This window comes from Stenotrophomonas sp. 96582_Sma (assembly GCF_056480905.1).
In genome coordinates, this window is sequence record NZ_CM151122.1 from 4,712,492 (window position 1) to 4,735,691 (window position 23,200).

Annotated in this window: 16 protein-coding genes and 1 pseudogene; 2 read left to right on the forward strand and 15 right to left on the reverse strand. The window is 61.4% G+C overall.

Features of this window, described 5'->3' with window-relative positions:
* Positions 1–33 precede the first annotated feature (33 nt).
* From ACZK2R_RS22135 to ACZK2R_RS22190, 12 genes are all read right to left on the reverse strand, one after another.
* Entirely contained in the window at positions 34–1,368 is a 1,335-nt protein-coding gene (locus ACZK2R_RS22135; protein WP_046984174.1) for an MFS transporter, read from the reverse strand.
* 97 nt (positions 1,369–1,465) lie between these two features.
* On the reverse strand, positions 1,466–4,711 hold the full coding sequence (locus ACZK2R_RS22140) for a CusA/CzcA family heavy metal efflux RND transporter (RefSeq protein WP_478487667.1): 3,246 nt from the start codon (positions 4,709–4,711) through the stop codon (positions 1,466–1,468).
* Positions 4,711–5,877: an efflux RND transporter periplasmic adaptor subunit gene (locus ACZK2R_RS22145; protein WP_046984172.1), complete on the reverse strand. Its 1,167-nt coding sequence runs from the start codon at positions 5,875–5,877 to the stop codon at positions 4,711–4,713. The genes ACZK2R_RS22140 and ACZK2R_RS22145 overlap by 1 nt, the downstream gene beginning before the upstream one ends.
* Complete coding sequence (locus ACZK2R_RS22150) at positions 5,878–7,101, reverse strand: TolC family protein (RefSeq protein ID WP_065428117.1); 1,224 nt, start codon at positions 7,099–7,101, stop codon at positions 5,878–5,880.
* 92 nt (positions 7,102–7,193) lie between these two features.
* Positions 7,194–7,751, reverse strand: a complete 558-nt coding sequence (locus ACZK2R_RS22155) for an RNA polymerase sigma factor (RefSeq protein WP_049441978.1) — start codon at positions 7,749–7,751, stop codon at positions 7,194–7,196.
* Positions 7,752–7,766: 15 nt separating this feature from the next.
* Positions 7,767–8,213, reverse strand: a complete 447-nt coding sequence (locus ACZK2R_RS22160; protein ID WP_046984169.1) for a periplasmic heavy metal sensor — start codon at positions 8,211–8,213, stop codon at positions 7,767–7,769.
* Positions 8,213–8,497, reverse strand: a complete 285-nt coding sequence (locus tag ACZK2R_RS22165) for a CnrY/NccY family anti-sigma factor (RefSeq protein WP_046984168.1) — start codon at positions 8,495–8,497, stop codon at positions 8,213–8,215. The genes ACZK2R_RS22160 and ACZK2R_RS22165 overlap by 1 nt, the downstream gene beginning before the upstream one ends.
* A gap of 178 nt (positions 8,498–8,675) precedes the next feature.
* Entirely contained in the window at positions 8,676–10,628 is a 1,953-nt protein-coding gene (locus ACZK2R_RS22170) for an ATP-binding protein (RefSeq protein WP_046984209.1), read from the reverse strand.
* 1,121 nt (positions 10,629–11,749) lie between these two features.
* Positions 11,750–12,748, reverse strand: coding sequence for a tyrosine-type recombinase/integrase (locus ACZK2R_RS22175; RefSeq protein ID WP_478487670.1), 999 nt, complete (start codon positions 12,746–12,748; stop codon positions 11,750–11,752).
* 239 nt (positions 12,749–12,987) lie between these two features.
* On the reverse strand, positions 12,988–13,434 hold the full coding sequence (locus ACZK2R_RS22180) for a hypothetical protein (RefSeq protein ID WP_046984166.1): 447 nt from the start codon (positions 13,432–13,434) through the stop codon (positions 12,988–12,990).
* A 35-nt stretch (positions 13,435–13,469) separates the two neighbouring features.
* Entirely contained in the window at positions 13,470–14,510 is a 1,041-nt protein-coding gene (locus ACZK2R_RS22185; protein WP_160314167.1) for a site-specific integrase, read from the reverse strand.
* A gap of 881 nt (positions 14,511–15,391) precedes the next feature.
* Positions 15,392–17,476: a hypothetical protein gene (locus ACZK2R_RS22190; protein WP_152906641.1), complete on the reverse strand. Its 2,085-nt coding sequence runs from the start codon at positions 17,474–17,476 to the stop codon at positions 15,392–15,394.
* An 84-nt stretch (positions 17,477–17,560) separates the two neighbouring features.
* On the opposite strand from ACZK2R_RS22190, the pseudogene ACZK2R_RS22195 reads away from it, so the two are divergent.
* A pseudogene (locus ACZK2R_RS22195) lies at positions 17,561–18,034 on the forward strand (magnesium chelatase subunit ChlI family protein); the annotation flags it as partial.
* A 168-nt stretch (positions 18,035–18,202) separates the two neighbouring features.
* Here ACZK2R_RS22195 and ACZK2R_RS22200 read toward each other — a convergent pair.
* From ACZK2R_RS22200 to yidA, 3 genes are all read right to left on the reverse strand, one after another.
* Positions 18,203–18,589 carry a hypothetical protein gene (locus ACZK2R_RS22200; protein WP_180837694.1) on the reverse strand — a complete coding sequence of 129 codons (387 nt, stop codon included), beginning with the start codon at positions 18,587–18,589 and terminating at the stop codon, positions 18,203–18,205.
* A 119-nt stretch (positions 18,590–18,708) separates the two neighbouring features.
* Positions 18,709–21,027, reverse strand: a complete 2,319-nt coding sequence (locus tag ACZK2R_RS22205) for a TonB-dependent receptor (protein ID WP_180837693.1) — start codon at positions 21,025–21,027, stop codon at positions 18,709–18,711.
* A gap of 519 nt (positions 21,028–21,546) precedes the next feature.
* The gene (gene yidA / locus ACZK2R_RS22210) at positions 21,547–22,380 is read right to left on the reverse strand and encodes a sugar-phosphatase (protein ID WP_125894288.1); all 834 of its coding nucleotides are present in this window, start codon (positions 22,378–22,380) and stop codon (positions 21,547–21,549) included.
* Positions 22,381–22,529: 149 nt separating this feature from the next.
* Here yidA and ACZK2R_RS22215 point away from each other — a divergent pair, with 149 nt between their 5' ends.
* Entirely contained in the window at positions 22,530–23,192 is a 663-nt protein-coding gene (locus ACZK2R_RS22215; RefSeq protein ID WP_065723628.1) for an exopolysaccharide biosynthesis protein, read from the forward strand.
* The last annotated feature ends 8 nt before the right edge of the window (positions 23,193–23,200 follow it).

The following is a 23,200-nucleotide window of genomic DNA, read 5'->3' on the forward strand; positions in this document are numbered from 1 at the left end:
GCGCGCTACTGGGCATCTCTGGTGACTCGTCGTTCATCCGGGCCAACGGGTATGGTTGTCATCGATGACAAAACGGTGCGAGTGGCCTTGTTCCGTATGCGCGTGTTCCTGCATGTGCGGGTGGTCCGCAGGGAGATCATCATGTCGGTGGGTGATTGCGTCAGGATCATTCGCAGGCCAGGTACGCCAGGCGAATAGAAGCCCCGCGCAGGCCACCACCGCGAGCGCCAGAACCGCCACCGGCATGCCCAGGCGTGCCCCCACGGTACCGGCCAGTGGGTAGGCAATCAGCCAGCAGACGTGGGAAAGCGAGAACTGCGCGGCGAACAGGAAAGGAAGGTCAGTGGACTCTGCCGAGCGCCGTAGCAGCCGGCCGCCTGGTGTCACCAAGCCGGCGTAGCTCATGCCCAGCAATGCCCAGCCGGACAGCACCAGGGGCCAGCCGATCGCGGAGGGCGTCAGCCACCACGTAACCCCCAAGGCGGTAAGCACCGCAAGCATCATGCTGGCTGCAGAGAGCATCACGCGACGGTCCGGTACGCGGTCCAGTACCTTGGGAAGAACCAACGCCATCAGCATCGAGCCGCCGCCGAACGCAGCCAGGGCCCAGGCGACCTGGGCTTCAGCACCGCCCAGCACGTTGCGCACGACCACCACCGTATTGACGAATACCATCGCACCACCCGCGGCAGCGCACAGGTTCAGCGCCAGCAGGCCTTTCAGTCGAGGCGTCTTCAGATAGATACGCATGCCACGGATGGCCCGTGCATAGGGGCCTTCCTTGCGCGGCGAGGCTGCAACGAAGGGGAATGCCGTGACCACGACCAGCAGCGCTGAGCAGACGAAGCCCACCGACGTACCGGCGAAAAGGCCATGGAAGCTGATCAGTGTCAGCAGGGCCGCCGCCAGCGCAGGGCTGAGCAGGCTTTCCAGGTCATACGCCAGCCGCGACAAGGACAATGCACGGGTGTAGTCGCGCTCTTCCTTGAGGATTTCCGGAATGGTCGATTGGAACAGCGGCGTGAAGCAGGCTGATGCCGACTGCAGAAGAGCGATGAGCAGGTACACCTGCCAGATCTGATTCACGAAAGGCAGGCACAGTGCCGCGGCCGCGCGCACCAGATCAAGCCCGATCAGGACCGGCTTACGCAGATTGGCTGGCACGACCGCGCCGGACATAGGCGCGAGCAGGACGTAGACCACCATCTTGATGGCCAGTGCCGTGCCGAGCACCTGGCCGGCCTGCGCGCCGGCCAGGTCATAGGCGAGCAGCGAAAGCGCCACGGTCGCCAAGCCAGTACCGACCAACGCAATCACCTGGGCAGCGAACAGATTCCTGAAGGTCGGAAAACGGAGAACCTCGATCATGGCTGTCCTCGGAGGAATGGAGTGCAGAAATGCCAATACCCTGCGGATCGTAGAACGATCCGCAGGGCCGGGCGTGAAACTGTGGAAGGGAACGTACTCAATCGGTTTCCGGCGCCGGCAGTGGGTCCTCGATGCCCGCTGCCTTCCTGCGCGCAGTCCTGCGCAGCACCAGCCCACACAGTGCCGGCAGGACGAACAGGGTCAGTACGGTTGCCGTGATGAGGCCGCCGATGACCACGGTCGCCAACGGCTTCTGGACTTCAGCACCCGTGCCGGTTGCGATCGCCATGGGTACAAACCCCAGTGAAGCAACCAAGGCCGTCATCAACACGGGCCGGACGCGCTCCATTGCACCCTGCTCCACCGCCTCGTTCGGCTCCATGCCGTCATGCAGACGCTTCTTGATGGCGGAGATCAACACCAGTCCGTTCAGCACCGCCACACCCGAAACAGCAATGAACCCCACTGCTGCCGAGATCGAGAACGGAATGCCACGCAAGGCCAGCGCGAAGAAGCCACCGGCCAGCGCCAGCGGTACGGCCGTCAGCACAGTGCCGGTCAACAGCCCGTTGCCGATGGCCATATACAGCACCGCGGCAATCAGGATGAAGCACAGCGGCACGATGATGGCCAAACGCTGGGTAGCTGCCTGCAGGTTCTGGAACTGCCCGCCCCACTCGATCCACGAGCCGGTCGGCAGTTGCACCTGCTGTGCGATCGCTACCTTGGCATCGTCCACGAAGCTGCCCAGATCACGCCCCACTACGTTGGCCTCTACATAGATCCGGCGCTTGCCGTTGTCACGACTCACCTCGTTCAGACCCTGCGTGAAGCGGAAGCTGACCAGCTCACGCAGCGGCACCGAAGGGCTGCCTTCCTGATTCCCCGGCGGCAGCATGACCGGCACCGCACCCAGGACGTCCAGATCACTTCGGTCGACGCGGGGCAGTCGAACCACCACATCGAAGCGGCGATCGCCCTCAAAGATCTGGCCCGCCTGGCGTCCGGCCAACGCGGCCGACACCGTATCAGCCACATCCTTAACGGTCAGGCCATAGCGGGCGATCGCTGCGCGATCAAACGCCATGTCGAAGGTCGGGAAGCCACCGGTCTGGGCCACACGCACATCCGATGCCCCGGGAATCTTCTTCAGCACAGCAGCAATTTTGTCTGCGCTGGTGGCCAAGGCCGTCAGGTCTTCGCCGTAGATCTTCACCGCCACGTCGCTGCGCACACCACCGATCAGCTCGTTGAAGCGCATCTCGATCGGCTGCGTGGCGTCGTAGTTGTTGCCCACCAGGAACGCGGTCTTCTCGCGGATGCGCTCGATGACCTGCTCTTTGGTCTTCACACCATCAGGCCACTGGTCCTTCGGTTTCAGGATGACGTAGTTGTCCGATGCGTTTGGCGGCATGGGGTCTGCGGCAAGGCTCGCCGTACCCGCCTTGGAGTAGACGGTCTGCACCTCGGGAAGCGTCAGCACAGCCTTCTCCAGGGGAAGATCGATGGCTACCGACTGTTCGATGGAGGTGGAGGGAATACGAACGGAGGACAGGTTCAGGTTCTGCTCGTCCAGTGTCGGCATGAACTCACGTCCGACGAAGGAGAACGCCACCGCGCCGGCCAGCAATACGCCCAATCCGCCGGCAAGATATGGCATCGGTTGCCGGATCGCATTGCGCAGCAACGGCTGGTAACGGCTCTTCGTGGCCGCCACTACACGCACTTCCTTCTCGGAGATGTGGCCCTTCAACATGACCGCGACCATCGCCGGAACGAATGTCAGCGAGAGGACAAAGGCCGATGCAAGCGCCAGCATCAGGGTGATCACCATCGGCGAGAACATCTTGCCTTCCACGCCCTGGAACGTCAGGCACGGAACAAAGACGAGGAAGATGACCGCCTGTCCGTAGATCGTCGGGCGGACCATCTCCTTGGAGGACGCGATGGTCTCGTGCAGGCGCTCGCTCAGAGTGAGGATTCTACCTTCGGCATGCTGACGCTCGGCCAATCGTCGCAGTGAGTTTTCGACAATGATCACAGCACCGTCGATGATCAGTCCAAAATCCAGCGCTCCCAGGCTCATCAGGTTGCCGGAGATGCCCAGCTTGTTCATGCCGATGGCGGTGAAGAGCAGGGACAACGGAATTACCAGTGCAGCAATCACTGCCGCACGCCAGTTACCCAGCAACGCGAACAGGATGACCACCACCAGCAGCGCGCCCTCCGTCAGGTTCTTGGCGACGGTCTTGATGGTCGCCACCACCAACTGCGAGCGATCCAGCGTCGGGACGATGCTCACGCCCGGCGGCATGGTCTTGCTGATCTCCTTGAGCTTGTCGCCGACGGCGGCGGCCACGGTGCGGCTGTTGGCGCCCACCAGCATCAGCGCGCTGCCCACTACCGTCTCGTAGCCGTTGCGACTGGCGGCACCTCGCCGCAGCTCGCCGTCGATCACCACCCGCGCAACATCACCCACCGTGACCGGAACACCGTTGCGGTTACCCACCACGGCCCGCGCGATCTCATCCACCGAACGGATACGGGCATCAGCTCGCACCAGATAGGATTCGCCAGAGCGCTGGATGTAGTCCGCACCCACCGAAAGATTTGCATCCTGCAGCGCGTTCGCCAGGTCGGTGTAGGAGAACCCATACTCAGCAAGCTTGGCTGCATTGGGCTCGACCACATACTCCTTCACATAGCCGCCCAGGCTGTCGACGTCAGCCACGCCCGGCGTCGTGCGCAGCTGCGGGCGCACGATCCAGTCCTGTACCGTGCGCAGGTACGCTAGGCGCGCCATGTCATCGGCCAGGCGATCGCCCTGATCGGTCAGGAACGAGCCATCGCTCTGCCATCCGGGCTTGCCATCGTTGCGTGGCGCGTCCTTGCCATCGGGGTGTGTGAACTCGACGCTGTAGTGGAATACCTCGCCCAGGCCAGTGGAAACCGGCCCCATCAGCGGCTCGGCGCCTTCGGGAAGCTGCGGCCGGGCCTGGGTCAAGCGCTCGGTGACCTGCTGGCGCATGAAGTACAGATCGGCACTTTCATCGAAGATGACCGTCACCTGGCTGAAACCGTTGCGCGAGAACGAACGCGTGTTGGCAACGCCGCGCAGGCCCGCCATCGCGGTCTCGATGGGATAGGTCACCCGCTTTTCCACTTCCACCGGGCTGAGCGTGGGGATGACGGTGTTGATCTGCACCTGCTTGTTGGTGATGTCCGGGGTGACATCGATCGGCAGCATGTTCAACTGCCAGGCACCGATGACCGAGATCACCAGCGTGATGAACAACACCAGCCAGCGGTGCCGCACGGCACCTGTAAGCACCTGTTCGATCATCACTCGTCTCCGCCGGACTTGTTCATTTCCGCCTTCACCAGGAAGGCGTTGCGGGTTGCTACGCGGGTTCCTGCGGAAACACCGGAGAGGATCTGCGCCATTCCACCACTACGCACGCCTACGAACACGGGCTGGGCGTTGAACCCCTTCTCCGTGCGCACGAACAGCACGTCTTTGCCATCGATGTTCTGCACGGCTTCTTCGGGAACGGACATGCCACCGGACTGCCCGGCTGACGCCACAAGGCGCACCTGCACGCCGTCACCGACGACAAGTCCGGCGCCAGCGTTTTCCGGCGTAATCACCACGGTTGCAGCTCGAGTCAATCCTCCCACCGCCGTCGCTACAGAACGGACCTTGCCTGATACCACGGTGCCGTCAGAGCGCACGATGGTGGCAGGATCACCGGAGCGGATCCGGCTGGTATCACCCGCGCGCACCGATGCCTGCACCTCCACGCCGTTCGAGCCGGTGACGCGATAGAGGGTGGCCTGTGGTTCAACGAATACACCCAGTGTGGCCTGGGAACTGCTGATGGTCCCGGCGATGGGGCTGACCACCGAAACGCTGCCGCCGCCATCGACGTTGGCGGTGCGAGCCACCAGCGCAGCCCGTTGCGCTTCGGCCTGTGCCGACAGGTAGGCAGCTTGGCTGGCTTCGGCCTCCTGCCGGGCAAGCACCCCCTGCGCCAACAGCGACTGGTCCCGGCTGGCGTTCTTCTGCGCCAGGGAAAGACCGGCATTGGCCACGCGCAGATCTGCTGCAATGCGTGCGCCATCAGGGCTGGCGACCCGTGCAAGGACATCGCCCTTGGCGACCTTGTCGCCCACCTGGCGAAGCACCTCGGTCACGTTGCCTGCGGCCCTGGATACCACCACGGCTTCACCACCCGGAATGGCAACGACGGAGCCTGCTGCGCCAATGTTGGCTGCCACGTCGGCAGAGGTGACAGCCTCAACGGCAATACCGGCTGCTCCAAGATATGCATCGGGAATGGCAACGACCTGCACGCCGCCGTTATCTTCAGCGGCAGTGGGCGCAGCGTCTGCCGGGGCAGGCGCGCTGGAGGACTGCGAAAGGCGGGCGATGCCGAAGCCTGCGCCAAGCGCCAGCGCGGCGACGCCGAGCATGCCCAGAGTATTCACGGAAGGGGTGTTTCGCTTCATTCAACGGTCTCCGAAGACGATCTGGCCATTGGCCATTGCAAGTGATGCGTAGGCACGGACCCGGGCAAGGCGCGCATCGACCACGGTCAGCCGCGCTTCTGTCAACGTGCGGCGGCTGAGCAGCAGTTCCACCAGGGGCGTGCGGCCGGCCTCATACCCCAGACGGCCCATGCGGTAGGCCTCGGCCGCGGCTTTTTCACCCTCGGCAGCTGCCTCGAGGCCGCGTCGCGCCGCAGCCACCTGGGACAACGCGGTAGCGCGATCTGCCTGGCTCTGCAGGCGCGCAGCGTCCAATCGCGCCCTGGCCGCGTCGGTACGGGCACGGGCGGCGCTGATGCCGCCACTGTTGCGGTCGAACAGCGGTACGGACAGCGAAAGGCCCACGACCAGCGCGTCCCCACCTGCTGCAAAGCTGCGACGCCCTGCAGACACGCTCAGGTCCGGCGCACGCTTGAGCCTTTCGATACGCAGTTGGGCTTCGGTAGCGTCCACGTCCGCCTTGGCTGTCAGCACCGCCGTGGCATCGCCTGCGGTTGCGCCCACCGTTGGCCAGTCGCGCTCTAGAAGGGACTGGCCCACACCTGAGTACGTCTCGGTCTGGCCGGCCAGCACCGACAACTGCTCAAGAGCAGCCGTCGTCTCGGCATCGCGACTGGCAGCAGCCGATTGCGCCGCGCTCAGGCCGGCCTGGGCTTGGGCGGAACGAAGGCTGGCCTCTTTGCCAGCTTCCACCAGAGCCTTGGCCGCACGCAGGTCGCCCTCGGCGCGCTCCACATCCTCCTGCGCGATTGCCCGGCGAATCAGGCTGGCCTCGGCAGCGGCGTAGGCCACCGCCAGCGCTGCCGAGAACTCAACCTGCGCTTGGTGTTGCCGAGCTTCGGCCGCCTGCAGGCCCTTCTCGCCCGCCTGGATACGCGCGCTCCGCTGGCCGAAGATCTCCAGCGGCTGGGTCAGGGTGTAGGTCGTCTGGCGCTGGCTGCTGCCATTGCTTAAGGGTGCGTTGAGATTCTCGACAAGGCCGTCGATAGTGGGGTTGCGCAATGCTCTGGCCTGCCGGGCATCGCCGGCGGCCGCTGCGGTGTCGAAGCGCTTTTCCTGCAGGTAAGGCGATTGCGCCCTGCTCTGTTCCAGTAGATCTTCGTAGGTGGGCGCGTCGGCGGCCCACGCCACCGATGTGCCGAACAGCGCCAGCAGTGTCGACAAGGCAAGCAATGAGTACTTCATCCAGGGGTCCAGTGCAGTGATGCCGCATCAGCGGTCGTCTCATGCACTACGCGGCCTGTGTGCCGCTCCCCTCACATCTGGGAGATTTTTTTCTAACGACCCAACGCCGAGGCCAGTTTTGCCCGGGCGCGAAGTACGCGGCCTTCGATCGTTTTCAGGCTGATTCCCAGCGCAGCGGCCGCTTCAACCTGGGACAGACCGACGAATGCCGTCAGCACCAGTGCCTCGCGTAAGGCGGGATCGATGCTGTCGAGCACGCGCATCACGCTGGCGAGTTCAAGGCTGGAACTGGCGCTCTGTTCCGGGCCGGCCTGATCCGATACCAGCGTCCGGCCCTCTTCATCGTCGATGGGCCGGGCCTTGAATAGGAAGTAACGCACGCGGCGGAAACGCTGGGTATCGCGAACCTTGTTGATTCCGATACGCATCAACCACGGAAGCACTGGGCGAGCGGGGTCATACTCAGCCAACGCGCGCCACGCCGACACGAAAGTTTCCTGAACGACGTCGTCCACGTCGGTTTCCGGAACGCCCATGCCTCGCACCATCTGTGTGATGGCCGGCGAGTGCCTGCGCACCAGGCGCGCGAATGCCGCTGGGTCACCCGCAGCAGCTTCGACGGCCCAGTTGTTGTCTTCCTCGATCGTCACGCTCAGGCCATGCTTTCAAGGGGAATCGTTGCGCAGTGCGTCCAGCAGCGCCTTGTCGTAGGCAGCGCGGTGATCGGGCTTCAGCCCTGCACGCATCTCGAAGACGTGCTCCAGCGTGATACGCTGCAGATCACCCGCCGCACGCTCGACCTCCCTGCTTGCCGCCTCTACCTGCGGACTCCAGCGAGGATCGGCCGCAATGGCATCGGCAAGTTGACGGTTGGCGATTCGCAAGCGCGCCTCGATCTCGCCCCTGCGCGTCGCAAAGAGCTGCTCTTTGGCCTGCAGGATGTCCTTCTCCGAATTGTCCAGGGGCACCACGGCGTGCAGCCGTTCATGCAGGTCGCTGTGGCCAGGGTTGAGGTAGTGCCAGCCCCAGCCGATCCCCAGGGCGCAAACCACGCCGATGACCGCGCCGGCCAAGGTCGCCAAAGGCAGGCGCATGGCGGTTCCGATAGCCATCAGCGTTCCACCAGCAGGGCGTAGGGGGACATGGCAGACGGCGCCGCGACCCAAGTGGGCCGCGGGTTGGACTGGGTGACGAGGAATGCAGAGCCCACCCCGCCACAGGTCAGCACCGCAGACAACGCAGCACAGGTCACAGCGCGGCGGAGCTCGCGGCGTCCCGCCCACTTGGCAGGTGGCGGCTCCTGGGCCAGGCGGGCCAGCAGCGCATCGGTTCCCGCGCTGGCATCTGCGCGCGTTGCGTTTGCGGCTTTTGCAAGCCAGTCATCAAGGTTGTTCATCTGCAGATCTCCTCGTCCACATACTTCATACGGCTGCCAGGGCGGCTTCCCCTCGAACACTAGCAGTTGATGAACGTGGTTTCTGAATAGGCCTTCCGGGAGCTCTGCCCCAGCGGGATTCGTCAACGATGTCTGCTTTCGGCCATAAGCGATCGTCTAACCCGGGCTAGACACCGCCCTACTCTGCCAGCGGAGCGAACGATGCTTGGCTTGGCGTCCCCATGACTTTCTGGACAAGCTCGTAACCAGAAACCTCCTCGTACCGTGAGGGTATTCTTGCCTTTAGCCCATGGAGGCGCCGGTTTGCTGTCAATGCGAGCTGGTTGTAAGTGGTCGCTGTTACCCGTCCGCGCTGGGCTCCGTTGTATTCCCGGTTATTGACAGTTGGGATATTGGATGCGACCGAATGGCCGACCACGAAGGCATGGAAGAAAGGCCCACCCTGTATGCCTCCGCTGGAGACAAGTTCATCGACATACTCTGCCGCCTGATTCATTTCTTTGCGACCGATTTCAGAACGCCCTTTTTTCAACTCGATGAGCAGGACATCGCGCATCATCACGAGCTGATCCTTGCCGGTATCAAAACTTTCCGTCCCGACGATTGAGAGAGTGGCATCGGAGAGGACGACGATGTCGGGGCGCTTCGCAGCATTAGCAAAGGTCTGATTCTGCTTTCTCGCTTTGAATAGACTGGTGGCGACTGTTCGCAGGGTGTTGTTCGATGCATACTCCGAACTGTCGAACTCCGGCCCAAATAGCCAACGCGCCTGCGTCACGAGCGGATGAAGGGTATGCAACTCGTCAGCTTCCGGGTCGCCGCTGAGCTTCTCCATGGCGGCAATGATGGACAAACGACTGTCGATCTCATCCAGAACCGTGAGCGCATCCTCCACAGTCCACTGTCCTAGCAATCGATCCAGCCCGTCGATGTCGTGCTCATCCAGCTGCATCAGCTTGTCAAGGAAACTTGAACCGCTTCGTGCCTTCTGAATCTTGATAACCGCTTTGACGACCTTGTTGAGGGTCTCCGGCGGTATCCCTGGCTGGTCATGCACCACGGTCTTTGTGAACTGGGCTACTTCAAGCATGGATCGCCTAGGTAGCGTCCGCAGATCCTCTCGATTCTTGTAGAGCGCGTCTTCTGAGTTCTCCTCGATCAGGTGGGCCGACAACTTCTCGACCATTTCCTGGGCATACCCGTTGGCCGCTTCGAAAAGGTGATCAGTTCGCTCCGTAGTCTTGAACTTCGACCAGTCTGGTTCGATTTCGGAAAGCCACTCCGATCCGCACTCAATCACGAGGGCATAGCGCTTGGCAAAGCGCACCCGCCCATCCAGAACGACCATCGGCCCAACGGTCCAACTCGGCAGCCCGACCAACCGATTGCTCACCCAAAACGCTACGCCTTGGTAGCGGGTGGATTTCGCTGTGCGTGTTGTGTCCACCACATACGCCGTGACATCAAAGCCAGGTTCGACCTGAATCTTGCGTTCCTCCAGAAGGCCCTCATGCTCAGACAGCGGGACGGACTGGCCGTTCACCGAAACGACGAACTGCGGATCGTGCAGGAAGCGTCCTGACAGGACCGTCCTGATCCGATCTGGATCTGGGCGGTGGCGTTCAACCTCCACCAACAACCGGGTGCCATGGCCCGAACGGGTGGCTGTCTCATGGCTTTGGATGTAGAACGGCGACGGCTGATTTCGGGTCCCAATCACGAAGGTAGAAAGAACGCCATTTGTCCAAGTTTCGACCGTGTAATGATCAGAAAAGCACAACAAGCCATGGCGACCAATACCGTTGCGTCCGAAGGCCATGCGTACCCAATCGTCGCGTTCGGAAGGAAACTGGACGTTCGCCCCTTGGCTTCGATGCCTGTTGTATCCCAAGGTCATCCAGCGCTTGCGAAACTGGTCCTCGGTCATCCCGTGGCCATCGTCTTCGACCGACAGCATGCCACTTGTTTCCTCCGGGATGATCACGGCAACCCTGGCAGCCCCTGCATCCCACGTGTTGGCCACCAGCTCAGTGAGCGCCATATCTGGGTCATAGCCAATCCGCCCGAGTGACCGCAGCACGTAGTCTTCCTCAAAGAGAGCTTGGTTGGCTGCCTTGCCCTTCTTGTCCATGGGAATATCCGCAAAGTACTTGATCGGTAATATGTGCAAGACTATGCCGCCTTCCGCCGAGTTTGGCAAAAAGCTAAGCCCAGCCCATCTCACCTGCCGCGACGCCAGCCGACGCGTGTGCTATTGCCGGAGCGCCGTTCAATCCCTCGCCCGCTCCGCTTGACCCACTTGGTAATCTCCGTCAGCACGCCGACCAGGAATGTGCCGTATAGACAGCCACTGAGCTAAGCGTCCGCTTTCGGCCAGAAGCGGATATCAGAGTTTCACGTCAGCAGCCCAGCTGCACCCGCTCAGCTGATGCGCTTTGGACTGGTTCCCGCGGGACGTTGAGCACAATCGGTATCGGCGCCAGCCCAAGCGCTCCTCCGGACTGTCCGGCCTCGCCCCCGCCCAAGCCGCTTTTCCAATGACCTCACCCATCCAAATAGAGTCAAATAGCGCTCCGAGAGCGGTTCGGTTCCGACCAGCAGCGCAACACGCGTGACCGAGCAATGCCTGGCCCAAGGCTCTGGGAACCTATAGCGAAGACGGTGCGGCCGACGATCAAGCACGCTACCGTTGCCCAGAATGCCTGAGCATCCAGCGGAGAGGGCACCGAGGGAAACGAGCTACACGCTCGAAGTACGACGCCAGCGAACAGCACGACCGCCAACGATTGAATTCCGGTCAGTGCAAGGGCGACTCGGAACGCGAACCATGTGCTTTCGGGCACTCACGCGCGCATCCATTATGGCTGTGAGCCCGTGTTGGTGATGCTTCGCTGGGACGCCTGGTGGGACGACCACAAGCGTGTGCATCGCATCCGCAAGGAAGAAGGCGCTTTTTACGGCGTCGCCGGCAACCGATCAAGGTGGTCACGACACCCAATACTCTGTAGGACATTCACTGTCCCCAGTGACGCCCTGTTCGATGGACGTCGCTTCCGGCTACTAGAGGTGCTGGATCGCCCGCACCACACCAACAGCAAAGGGCTCTCACCCATACCACCGGCGCCCCTGCACAAGCAGTTCATCCCAGCCCCATCCCTTGGTGGGCGAGTACACCCAGTTTCGGAGCCTTCTCAAGCTGCGAAGCAAGTGCGCTACGAACTCGGCTAAGCAGGGCTCTCCCTTCGGAGCTTTCTATCGCCGCTTCTCAAAAACCTCCAGTTCCCGGATGAGCTCGCCAATCTCCAAGGTCCCGCGGTTCTCGGCATCCGAGGCCATTTCCTGATAGGCCCAGTCAATGTAGTCCCACATGCTAGTAGGATTGGAGTGGCCGCTTAAAGAAGCCACCTGTGCGAGTACCGTTGCTGCTGCCTCAACGCCAAGAATCCCAATGTTTCGAAGCCTCTTGATCCGATCGATGACCTGAAGAGTTATGTACCTGTGTCGAAGCATATGAGCCGTAGCGCGCTCTGAAACTCCGGCAAGCGCCCGCAGATCCGAGAAAGTCTGGCTCACCGTTGCAGCAGCTAGCCTTGAACCGCTCTGAGAGCAGAAGACCCAACCCTTGTCGCGACTCCCCCGTCCGGACTTGGTATGGCGGCGCATATGCATTTCCCGTTGCACCCTGATGTACTTCATGACCTCCTGCAAAGTTAGTGCGGGAACAGGAACCAGACGTATAGGGTTCCCCCTCCTCTTCGAGGTCCGCACCTTCAGCATGCCATCACCCTTCGATGCATCAAGTACATCGGTGACCCTGATCCAAACAAGCTCTTCGCGCCTGATCCCGGTATCCGCGAGTATCAGGAGCATCGCGCGATTGCGACTCTTTACGAAGGTGCGCTTCGCGCTTCGCTCGCACTGCGCCAGGAGTCGGCGAAATACCTCAAGAGGCATTGGTCGTACGACTCGCTTTGCACCACTTGGAAGCATCGCTGCATGCCTGTCCGAGGACACCCGGTCCAGCCGTTTCGTCCTCACCACGCGCCTTTCAACCGTGATAATCGCCTGCTCACCAAGCCGGCCGATCTGGAAAGGGCCGAGACTGATACATTCGGCCCAGCCAATGAAAGCGAGAACACGTGAGAGGATACGATTGATGTGCCTTGCGCTGGACTCATCCCGAACCACCAGCCAATCAGCAAACTCGATCAGATGATCATCATCGATCTCTCTCAGCTCCAGGCGACGCAAGTACAGAAATCGTACCAGCAGGCTTAGCTCACTCGCATAGGTGGATATCGTACCTACCGTCAGCCCAAGGCGTCGGCAATGAACTAGGTACGCATTCACTTCCCAGCAAGAACGGCCGTTTGGGAAGAACACCACCTTCATGCCTCCTGCCGCGCCCCTATCGAGGAACGAGGTGACGCGTCCAACCCCCGGTAACCGGAATTGATTGCTGGCCCTCCTACACAAACCACCATCAATCTTCACTTCACTACCCGTAGGGAGCTAGAGCCGCGGTACCGATCGAAGTGTCGCTTTAGCTCATCGGCTGCGACCTCCGATCCAAGAGCCAGCCTCTTGAAGCGTTGCACGAGATCACTGTACCTAGCGGTCATGTCCAGAACAGCATCCTCCAGCCAAGCCTCATCTTCCTGCTGTGCAACAGGCTTCCTCGCGGCCCCCAGAAGCTCTCCGATGGCACGCCTAAACGCTTCCATCCCGCCTGGGTACAGCGATTCCACATTGTTCCTGAGTGTTCGAACCGACATCGGAAAGATGCCTCGAGCCTCATCATTCATCCCGGCAAGATCACTCATGCGTCTAAAGAGATCACTATGCTCTTCAAGAAGGGACCCAACTGCCACCGCCTCGTCCAGGATGGCGATGATGCCCCGAACACTCCGTTCAGCACGAAGCTGCTTGTCCCGCACACCCGCAGCTACCTGTCCTTTACTGAGCCTTGGCATCATTCCCCTCTGTGCGAAATGAGGATTGTGAACGTACTACGATCGCCGGTTGTAATCTGAATCGGCTTGACACTGATCTTTCGCTCCTCAGAGAGCATCTCCAGATACTCCAAGACATCATCATGATCGAGAACAGCGAGATCGTCGCTTCCGAAGTGCTCGAGAAGAAGCGCCTTCAATTTTTGGGCAGATTCCGAGCCATCACCTGAGTTCACAGCCGCCATCGCCAAACAGGCTTCTGCATGACTGATCTCCTTGCCCGTCATAGACTCCTTCACGTATCTCCAAGTCTCCTCGACATCATGATGACCCATGAGCCACGCGAGCGCAGGTAGAGATGACTCTTCCCCCTCCGAATGAAAGAATGTCATAGCAAAGCTCCTTCGCAGTTGATGAGGCTCAAGCACCCATCGCTTTCCGTCGGGGCCACGGAGATCAAAGTAGTCACTTATGAGCTGGAGAACGACGCGCGGATGATTCTCACTGAATGGCCTGATGCCCTGCATTCCGACGAAGAACATCACGCGATCATCCAGCAACGAATCCTCCCTGGGCATCACCCGAAGTAGTTGCGTCCTGAGATTGTTCATGATCGATATCGCCATGGCAACGATACGTGGCACAGGCTTGTCAAACCTCGGCCTCTCGTTCCCTTCCCCCCGCTTTGCCTGGTGAATCGTCAAGTGGTAGCGACCATCAGATGTCAGGAGCGCATGCAACCCCATGTCAATGATCTCGGATCTCCTTGCACAAGCAAACAAGGCCACAAGTCCAAAGCAAACACCTAGATGGATTCGGATCAGTCCGAGAACCAAAGGGAACAACCGATAGGGTTCCAAATCACAGTACCTGTCATCCCCTCTCTCCCTGAAACGCTGGGAAACGAACCTCGAACAGCGTACTAGTGGACCGGTTTCAATCAGCGCTTCCGCATCCTTCAACAATGCAGTTGGCGACCGGTGGCCAAGGTCACCACTTTGGGCGATTTCATCAATCAACCCTGCAAGGTGAGCCTCCAATGCAGGCGCCTCCTCAAGCATCCACGCACACGCTGACCTAACAAACTGCCTACAGACGGTCGGTGGCAATGTCGCCGTGCGGCCCGACTGTTCTCTGCGAAAAGGTCGGCAAGCATCGCGAACCTCGCGAACATTGCTCAAAGCCCACGCGCTTAGGGTCTGGACGGAGTGCGAGGCCTGAGCCAGTAGCGGAAAGATATCCGCATAGCCGCTGGTGGTACGAGCGCCGCGGCTTAAGTCGCGTTCTCCTCGGTACCCGTACTGGGTCAGATGGCTCCGAAATGCGGGACTACTGCGCAGCCTCTGCCAGTCCACCGATATAGCCGCGCCAATGGCGACCAAACTCAACTGGTTTGTTTCCGTCAAGCCAAAGTGGTTCCTAACCTCATCCGCGTCTAACCGTTCCAACGGAATCTCAGCCGAAAGGTAAGAGCTAAGGCGCTCAATGAACCGCCCCGTCCCGCAAGACCCCGCCTCAGCATAGGACTCCATGAATGCCTCTACGTCGTCCAGATGAGCGACTAGGAGTCCGTCACGCAGGAACTTCTCTTCGTACTTAAGGGCCAAGAACTCTGCGAAGAGAAACAGTGCGCCATGAACTGATCTGAGCGACCGGGTTGATCCACGTACCTTCGCTACGGCGATGATCAACGCCTTACATTGTTCACAGATAACTGCGTGAGATGATGTGCTCAATCGTCCCGTTGGTAGCAGTAGATCCCATCTCAGAACCTGCCCACCGCGACTCTTCTCACCGACTTGGCGCAGATCTCTCTTTCCCGTCTCAACTCTCCATACAGATTCGTGGACCGCGGATTTCAGCCACCACGGACGCACTAATGGGCTCAAACCGGTTTGGGTCCGACTGAAGAAGGACAGGACCTCCGAGGGAAGTTGAGCCATCACCGGATCTCCGGCAGCCGAATGCGAGAAATGATGACAGTCTTTCTAGCCAATGCACACTCGACAAGATCAGTGATCTCAATCAATGCCGGGGGCAATGGCGCGGTCAGCGCATCCACAAAGTCTCTCCAGAATCGCGGGGCAACTCCGGTCCGGAGATCAGGTCGATCCAGGAAGGTCGCACTGGCGCTTTCCAAGCGATCCCGGTAGAGCATTGCAACCGCCAGCGCATCAGGATCCTTACAGAGGATCAGTCCCGCGCCAGGAGAAGCGGCCTTGTACACACGGCGGGGAACCTGAGCTTCAGCAGCCTCGTCCGCGCTACCCGAGAGGAACAGGTGGAGGTCCTCAACCGTCGAGAAATCCGACACTTCAAGAAGCCGCTCGTGATCAGAAAATGCTTGAACGATCAGTCTGTTCTGGTGCCGCCTAACCTGCCTCTCAAACAAGGCGATGCGAAGGGCATTTGGGACGTAGTGCCCCAAGGTCGTCTTGACCGATCGGTGGCCAAATATCCTCGCCGCTACGACAAGATCACCATCTGCCTCAAGGAACTTTAGCACTCCGGAGTTCATTCGTAGATTCTTGTAGGTGAGCTTCTCTCTCCATGGAGCGAGCTCGGCATGGCGCTCCCCGAAGTTCGTTGCCCGGGTGACCATGCCGGCTCCCCTGACACTGCGCCAAGCTTCAGATGCACCAAGTGCATTCAGGAACGCTTTCTCCGAGAAGGCTTTCAAACGGTAGTCGAGGCTACTGATGCCAATCCAAAGATGGTTTGCATCCTTCCTTCTCCCTTCCTGGATCATCCGAGTACGTACGGGCTCGGTCCACTCGAAGACCTTCACAAGAACTCGCTGGGCAAGAGGCGAAAGCTCCACACTCTTCTCCTCGCCCGCACGCAGCTTCTCCACGCTAAAGCGGATACCCCCTTTTCCGACAAGACCATCGGAGGAGATGTAGGTTCCACCATGACGATCCCTTTCTATCCTGGCCCTGTACAACGCCACTGGGTTAAGAATCGGGTGTTCAATGAGTAGGATCAGTATGCAGACTGCCGCCTGCTTGCTACTCATGATGCCAAGGTATGGCAGGAGCTCGTTCTTTCCGAACGAAGAAACGAAGTCCCAGATTCTGCTAGACCCATCTAAGATGGATGCCTTGCTCGACTTCACATCGAATTTGCGTCGCTGCCTAGGAATCCCGCCCATATCAAAGACGCATATCCCCAAGGCAATCCTGAGACCCTTCTCATATCGCTCTTGATTCAGCAGGTGCCCCCAGTTCTCTCGGGAGAATCCGCCTCGGCGATGCGCCTTAAGCTCATGTAGTGAACCTACGTCGAAACGGCTAATTTCAGCCAAGCCTCTCTCTCGTTGAGCCACGAACTCCTCGAAGTCCTTCACTGCGCAGTGGAGAATCGTGTTTACTGCCTTCCCAAGTTTTTCCTGATAGCGATCTAGGTACTCTGCACTTCCATCAACGATTGAGATCGACTCGAAGAGATTGTCGTTGTATGAGTTCTGTGCCGAGTTCAAAGTCTTTGGGGCGTTGTTCAGGCACACTGGTGAGTTTGCAGCATGCTCCCTATCCGCAATGATGAGCGCGCGAGGCGGAGCGGAGATGGCAGCCAATTTCGATTCGACGAAGTTGATTGCACCGGTCTGAACAAGACAGGGGATGAATCGAACAAAGCTGGTCCACTGATTCGTGATCGTAGTTAGCGCGACTCCAACCGCCGCTCTGGCCGCGTAGAACTCACCCCGAAGATCAGACAGTTGCGCGACCAAGGCAGCGGAACTGATTCGACGACTTGGAGCCGGCCACCCCCTTCTTGCACCGAGGGCCTGCCAGAACTGAAGGACGCAGCGAACCGAGTACGTGTTCTGGGCCGCGACGTAGCGCCTTGATAGCTTGACAATTGCATCGACAAATGCGGCTTGACCGCGAGGTCCGATCCAACTCCGAAGAAATGTGAAGTCAATCGACGCTACTCCATGCGCCCGACCGATCGCCCTTACCGTGATCCAAAGTCCGTCCGGGCCCGTTTGGACCTCGCCGACACCCTTCTTCTTTCTAGTTGCCATGCAATGTGAGCTACCGTGGTGAGCAGAGCTAATTTGCCGCACCTTATCTTTTTTCCCAAGCACTATTCCTCACAAAACATCTGGATGAACCCCTGCCCGTGTGGCTGGGCCGGTGACCGCAGCAATCGCTGCCTGTGCAGCGATGAGCGGATCAACCGCTATCGCGCACGCGTGTCCGGTCCGTTGCTGGACCGCATCGATCTGCATATCGGCGTGACGCGCATGGATGCGGTGGAGCTGCGCGAGAGCACGCCGCTGGGTGAGCCCAGTGCATCGGTACGTGCACGGGTGGAAGCCGCCCATGCCCGGCAGCAGGCGCGTGGCGCGCTCAATGCCCATCTGCCACCGGCGGCGCTGCGTGCCTGTACCAAACTGAGCGAGGCTGATCAGGATCTGTTGGAGCAGGCGATTGAGCGTCTGCAACTTTCTGCGCGAGCGATGCACCGGATTCTGCGGGTGGCGCGCACGATTGCTGATCTGGCGGGTTGTGAAACGATCCAGACGGCGCATCTGGCTGAGGCGATCGGTTACCGGCAGTTGGATCGGGGGAAGCCCTAGGAGCACCGTTCGGAGTGGTCGTTGGTTGAGTCGACCGTTGGTCGACTCGCGCGCGAAGAGCAGTCGACTAGCAGTCGACTCTACCAACAGCGGGTCATGGCGACGGATGGTGCGATGGTGCCAGAGCGGGTCATGGCAGCTCGGCACGCCGATAGCAGCCCCCACGCATCAGGCTGCGGAATCCACCCGCCCACGCTTCGCCAGCAACGCCACCCGACGGCTGACCAGCGCGTGCAGCTCCGCCAGCTCCGACGCCCGGTCAGCCGTCATGTTCCCGCCGAACAACACCCGCGACAACGCCGCCTCGTCGCTGTCGTGCGGGTGCTGCCACCGGTCCCGGTACACCTTCTGGCACACCAGCCAGGCCAGCCGCAGCCCCCCACCGGGCAACGGGCGGACCACACGCTCGTAGACGTGCCAGAACTGGTACTCGGCCTGCAGGTCGATCACAGGCGCCACGGACAGCGCCTGCCGGGGCCGTCCTGGGCCCCGGATGTCGAACAACGGTGATCGGGGGTTGTACTGAGCCATGCCGACAGCATGACCCAGCAACATTGTGGGAACCTTGCGTCGCCGCCAGAAAATCCCTGTTGATTGCGCAAGGCAGGTTTGTGGGCGGATCTGGGCACCTGCCTGGGGACCGCCAAGTGCATCCACGCATGGCGTGGATCTACTTAAAAGGTCATCGAGGTGCTGAACATCAGCTGCCGGGGCGCGCTGCGCTGCAGGGTCTGGTAATCCCCCGAGAACGACGAGCCGGCGATGGTGGCGGTGCCGATGTTGTGGCGGTTGAACAGATTACTCACGTCCAGCCGCAGCTCGAGCCCCGGCACCGCGCTGTCCGCACCGAAGCGGTAGGCGGCATAGGTGTTGACCTGCCAGAAGGTCGGCACGCGGATGTCATTCTCGTAGGTGAAGGGCTGGCGCAGGTATGAGGTGCTGGTGGCACCGAAGCGCCAGTCACCGAAGTGGGCGGACAGGTCGCTGACCAGCGAGATCTGCGGGTAGCCCGGCTGGGCGTTGCCCTTGATCGGGTACACCGTGTCGCCCACCACGAAATCGCTGTCGTAGTACGAACGGGCCACGGCCACGCCCTGGTAGAACTGCAGGTGGTCGGTCAGGTCGGCGGTGATGCCGAGGTCGGCGCCGATCACGTGCATCTTCGGCATCAGCCGCACCGTGTTGATCTGCGCGAACTGGGTACCAATGGCCGCCGACAGCAGGCGGTTGCGGATGTCGTTGTAGAACACGTCACCGGTGATCGTCAGCCGGTCGAAGCGATGCGACGCGCCGACGGTCAGATTCCAGTTCTTCTCCGGGCGCAGCGTGCCGGCCACGCGGTCGAACTCTTCCTGGTCGGTGATGGTCCACGCGGAGGCGGTGTAGCCGATGTTGCCGCGCTGCGCCACGCGATAGCCGTTCATGGTATTGGCCAAGTCGATGAAGGCGTCGGTGGATTCGGTCGGGCTCCAGAACAGCGAGACGTGCGGCAGGAAGTTGCTCTTCGCGCGCAGCGTGCCGTTCACCGGCCGGTCCTTGGCATCACCCAGGCCGCCACCGCTGGTGCGGAAGTCCACCGCCTTGAAGCCGACACCCAGCTTCAGCGTGTCGTTCAACACGATGTCGTCCTGCAGGTAGAACTGGCGCGAGCGGGTCACCCAGCTCGATGCGTTGTCGGTCTTGAACGCGGGGCCGTACACATCGAACGGGCCGGTGGCCTTCAGCGGCGGGCCCTCACCCAGCAGCGGCTGCTGGTACCACTCGGTCTTGGCCGCGGCCTTGCTCTTCTCCTGCCAGAAACCGGCGGTGAAGGTGTGCGCGCCGGTCTCGAACTGCAGGTTGACCATGCCACCCAGCCGATTCACACGCGGCGTCTGCACCTGTTCGGAGAACGGTGCGCCGTTTGGCGACGGCACGGTCGGGTCGGTCAGCGTGGCCTGGGTGTGGCTGTTGGCGTTGTACAACTGCACGTTGCCGCTCAGCGCCGGGTTGATCTGGAAGCGATGGTTGATCGAGGACACGCGATCGCGGGTGATCTGGCCGGTGTCGTACGGGATCAGTTCGGACAGCTCACCGCAGGTATAGGCGCCGCAGGACTTGTCCGCATTCTCCGGCGAGGCCACGTACCACGCCCAGGCATAATCGGGATAGAAGATGTCGGCCTTCCAGCCCAGCTTGCGGATCATGTCGAACGAAATGTTGTTGTAACCCCAGACCTTGGCCTTGCTGTCGGACAGGAACACGGTGAAGTCGCCCCAGGCAACGTCCTGCTGCAGCTTCAGGTCGCCGCGCAGGAAGTTCTGGGTGCCCTCGCCCTGGTACTTGTCGGCGGACACTCGCTGCAGGTCGACCAGCACCTTCGGGCCGTGCTCACCGAGTTGGCCGCTCTGCCCGGACACGGTGGTGACCAGCGTGTTGTTGCTGCCCACGCCCTGTTTCACGCGCAGGCTGGGCGTGTCCTGCAGCTCGCGCAGGCGGTATTCCAGGCTGCCGCCGTTGACGCTGCTGGAGAACACGCTGACGGGTGCGCCGCCGGGGCTGACCGTGATCGCGCCGATGCCATCGGGCACGCCCACGTTCACCACGCTGGTGCCGGTGAGCGAGAGGAAGCCGTTGTCGTTCAGCGGCACGCCTTCGAAGGTGATGCCCATTTCATTCATGCGGAAGCCGCGCACGAACAGGCTGGTGGCGGAGATATCCAGGCCCAGCCCGTCGGTGGCGGTGTAGCTGGCGCCCGGCACCTGCTTGAGCATGGCCAGGCCGTTGTTGCCGGTGACCATCGCGTCGAGGTCTTCGGCCTTGATGATGTAGCGGTTTGGACCGACCACCTGGGTGGGCGCAACGGCCGCACCGCGCGGGGTAGCGATGACCTGCAGGGCGTTCAAGGTGGTGGGGGTGTCATGTGCTGCGTCGTGAATCTCGGCGGCGTACGCAGGTGCGGTGATGGCCGTGATGATGGCCAGAGCGAGGCGCGTCGTGGGTGGGGTGTTCATGGGCAGATCCAGGGTGCAGGGAGAGAGCGGCGCAGGCGCACGCCCAGCGCGTTGCAGCACCGGTGTCGGCGCCCTGGCTGGCGATGCGATTGCGTTGAGGGAGTGACGGCGCGGTGCGCGCCGGTCAGCAGACGAAGGCGATCATCTGCCGTGGGATTCGATGGGGTGATTTCGACGTGCGAAATTCTTGCATCGCAGTGCCGCATTCGCCATTGCGCGGTGGTACAGCGCGGATGGCGATGGGGATGGGTGGGTTATACGTGGGTATAGCCTGGGCGTGGTGGGGGCCGACCTTGGTCGGCGCCTACGGTCTACGTATGCCAACCAAGGTTGGCAACTACCTGGGCAGAGGGAGCCTGGTAGAGGCCGACCTTGGTCGGCGCTTGCCGTTTGCGTGTGCCAGCCAAGGTTGGCACCTACCAGGGCGGATGGGACATGGTAGAGGCCGACCTTGGTCGGCGCATACGGTGTGCGTGCGCCAACCAAGGTTGGCACCTACCGGGGCGTAGGAACGCGCGGTTACTGCAGGACGAAACGCTCGATCGCGCGCGCCACGCCTTCGTCTGCATTGCTGGTGGTCTCGAACCGCGCCACCGCCTTCACCGCGTCGATGGCATTGCCCATCGCCACGCTGGTACCGGCGTACTGCAGCATGGTCAGGTCGTTCTCCTGGTCACCGATGGCCATCACGTTGGCGCGGTCGATGCCCAAGTGCTCGGCCAGCTTCTGCAGGCTTGGGCCCTTGCCGGCGCGGTGGTCGAACACTTCCAGGAAGAACGGTGCGCTCTTCAGCACCGCGAAGCGCTCGGTCAGTTCGCTGGGCAGGCGCGCGATGGCGGCATCCAGCACGTCGGGCTCGTCGATCATCATCAGCTTGATGAACGACATGGACGGGTCCATGTCGGTCACGCGGCGATAGGACAGCGGCATCCGCGAGAGATGCGAGTCGGCCACGGTGTAGTAGCTGATGTCCTGGTTGGGCGTATACATGCGCTGGCTGTCCAGCGCCTGGAAATGCACGCCCAGGTCGCGGGCCACCTGCTCGCAGAACAGGAAGTCGTCGAAGCTGAGCGGATACTCGACCACGGTTTCGCGCGTACCGATGCGCTGCACCAGGCCACCATTGCAGGCGATGCAGTAGTCGTCGTCGCCGGTGATGCCCAGCTCGTGCAGGAATGGTTCCAGGCCCGGAACCGGGCGGCCACTGGTCAGCACGATGTGCACGCCCAGCGCGCGCGCCTGCGCGATCGCCTGTTTGGCCCGCGCGGTGAGCGTGTGGCTGGGGTCCAGCAGGGTGCCATCCATGTCGATGGCGACCAGTTCGATGGTCGATTGCCTGCGGCCCATGTCCATTGCGTTCAACTCGTGCGGGGCACGCCAGTTTAACCCCTCATGCCCGGTTCACCTCTTTGCCCACGTTGGCCGGGATACTGCGGGAGCCTGTGCGTCCCCCACCGCAGGACGGCCCGCTGACCGCCCTTCCCTGGAGAACCTTGCGACGCATGACCTACCGTGCCCCCGAAACCAATGACAGCGCGCCCCTGGCCGAGCAGATCGAGCAGATGATCGACGAATTGCCCGGTGAGCAGGTCAGTATCGGCACCCTGCTCAGCGCGCTGGGCGATGAGGGCCTGCTGCTGATCGTGATCCTGCTCTCGGCCATCTTCATCATTCCGGTGTCGATTCCCGGGCTGAGTACGGTGTTTGGTGCCTCGATCCTGCTGATCGGCCTGAGCCGCGTGCGCAACCGCCCGCTGTGGGTGCCGCAGAAACTGGCGCGCCGCGAGATCGCCACCGACAAGCTGAAGGCCAACCTGGGCCGTGCGCTGAAGTGGGTGCACCGCATGGAGCGCCTGTCGCGGCCGATGCGGCTGGCGGTGATGGTGCGCTCGAAGAAGATGATGCGCCTGAACAACCTGATGCTGGTGTTCGCGACCCTGCTGCTGATGGCGCCGGCCGGGCCGATTCCGTTCAGCAATACGTTGCCGGCACTGGCGCTGATGTCGTTTGCGATCGGCTTCATCCAGCGCGATGGTGCGGCGGTGGCGGCTGGTTATGGTTTCGTGGTGGCTACGGTGGTGTATTTCGGCGTGCTGCTGGGTGGCGTGGGGTTTGCCGCCGAGTCGGTGTTCAGTGGATTCCGCGCTGCGCCTTCGGAAATGTAGAGCCGAGC

Excerpts from the sequence above, each read along its gene's own strand:
- ACZK2R_RS22140 (WP_478487667.1), bottom strand. The coding sequence starts at position 4,711 with ATGATCGAACAGGTGCTTACAGGTGCCGTGCGGCACCGCTGGCTGGTG.
- ACZK2R_RS22205 (WP_180837693.1), bottom strand. The coding sequence starts at position 21,027 with ATGAACACCCCACCCACGACGCGCCTCGCTCTGGCCATCATCACGGCC.
- ACZK2R_RS22150 (WP_065428117.1), bottom strand. The coding sequence starts at position 7,101 with ATGAAGTACTCATTGCTTGCCTTGTCGACACTGCTGGCGCTGTTCGGC.
- ACZK2R_RS22145 (WP_046984172.1), bottom strand. The coding sequence starts at position 5,877 with ATGAAGCGAAACACCCCTTCCGTGAATACTCTGGGCATGCTCGGCGTC.
- yidA (WP_125894288.1), bottom strand. The coding sequence starts at position 22,380 with ATGGACATGGGCCGCAGGCAATCGACCATCGAACTGGTCGCCATCGAC.
- ACZK2R_RS22190 (WP_152906641.1), bottom strand. The coding sequence starts at position 17,476 with ATGGCAACTAGAAAGAAGAAGGGTGTCGGCGAGGTCCAAACGGGCCCG.
- ACZK2R_RS22215 (WP_065723628.1), top strand. The coding sequence starts at position 22,530 with ATGACCTACCGTGCCCCCGAAACCAATGACAGCGCGCCCCTGGCCGAG.
- ACZK2R_RS22135 (WP_046984174.1), bottom strand. The coding sequence starts at position 1,368 with ATGATCGAGGTTCTCCGTTTTCCGACCTTCAGGAATCTGTTCGCTGCC.
- ACZK2R_RS22185 (WP_160314167.1), bottom strand. The coding sequence starts at position 14,510 with ATGCTTGAGGAGGCGCCTGCATTGGAGGCTCACCTTGCAGGGTTGATT.
- ACZK2R_RS22200 (WP_180837694.1), bottom strand. The coding sequence starts at position 18,589 with ATGTTGCTGGGTCATGCTGTCGGCATGGCTCAGTACAACCCCCGATCA.
- ACZK2R_RS22160 (WP_046984169.1), bottom strand. The coding sequence starts at position 8,213 with ATGGCTATCGGAACCGCCATGCGCCTGCCTTTGGCGACCTTGGCCGGC.
- ACZK2R_RS22165 (WP_046984168.1), bottom strand. The coding sequence starts at position 8,497 with ATGAACAACCTTGATGACTGGCTTGCAAAAGCCGCAAACGCAACGCGC.
- ACZK2R_RS22170 (WP_046984209.1), bottom strand. The coding sequence starts at position 10,628 with ATGGACAAGAAGGGCAAGGCAGCCAACCAAGCTCTCTTTGAGGAAGAC.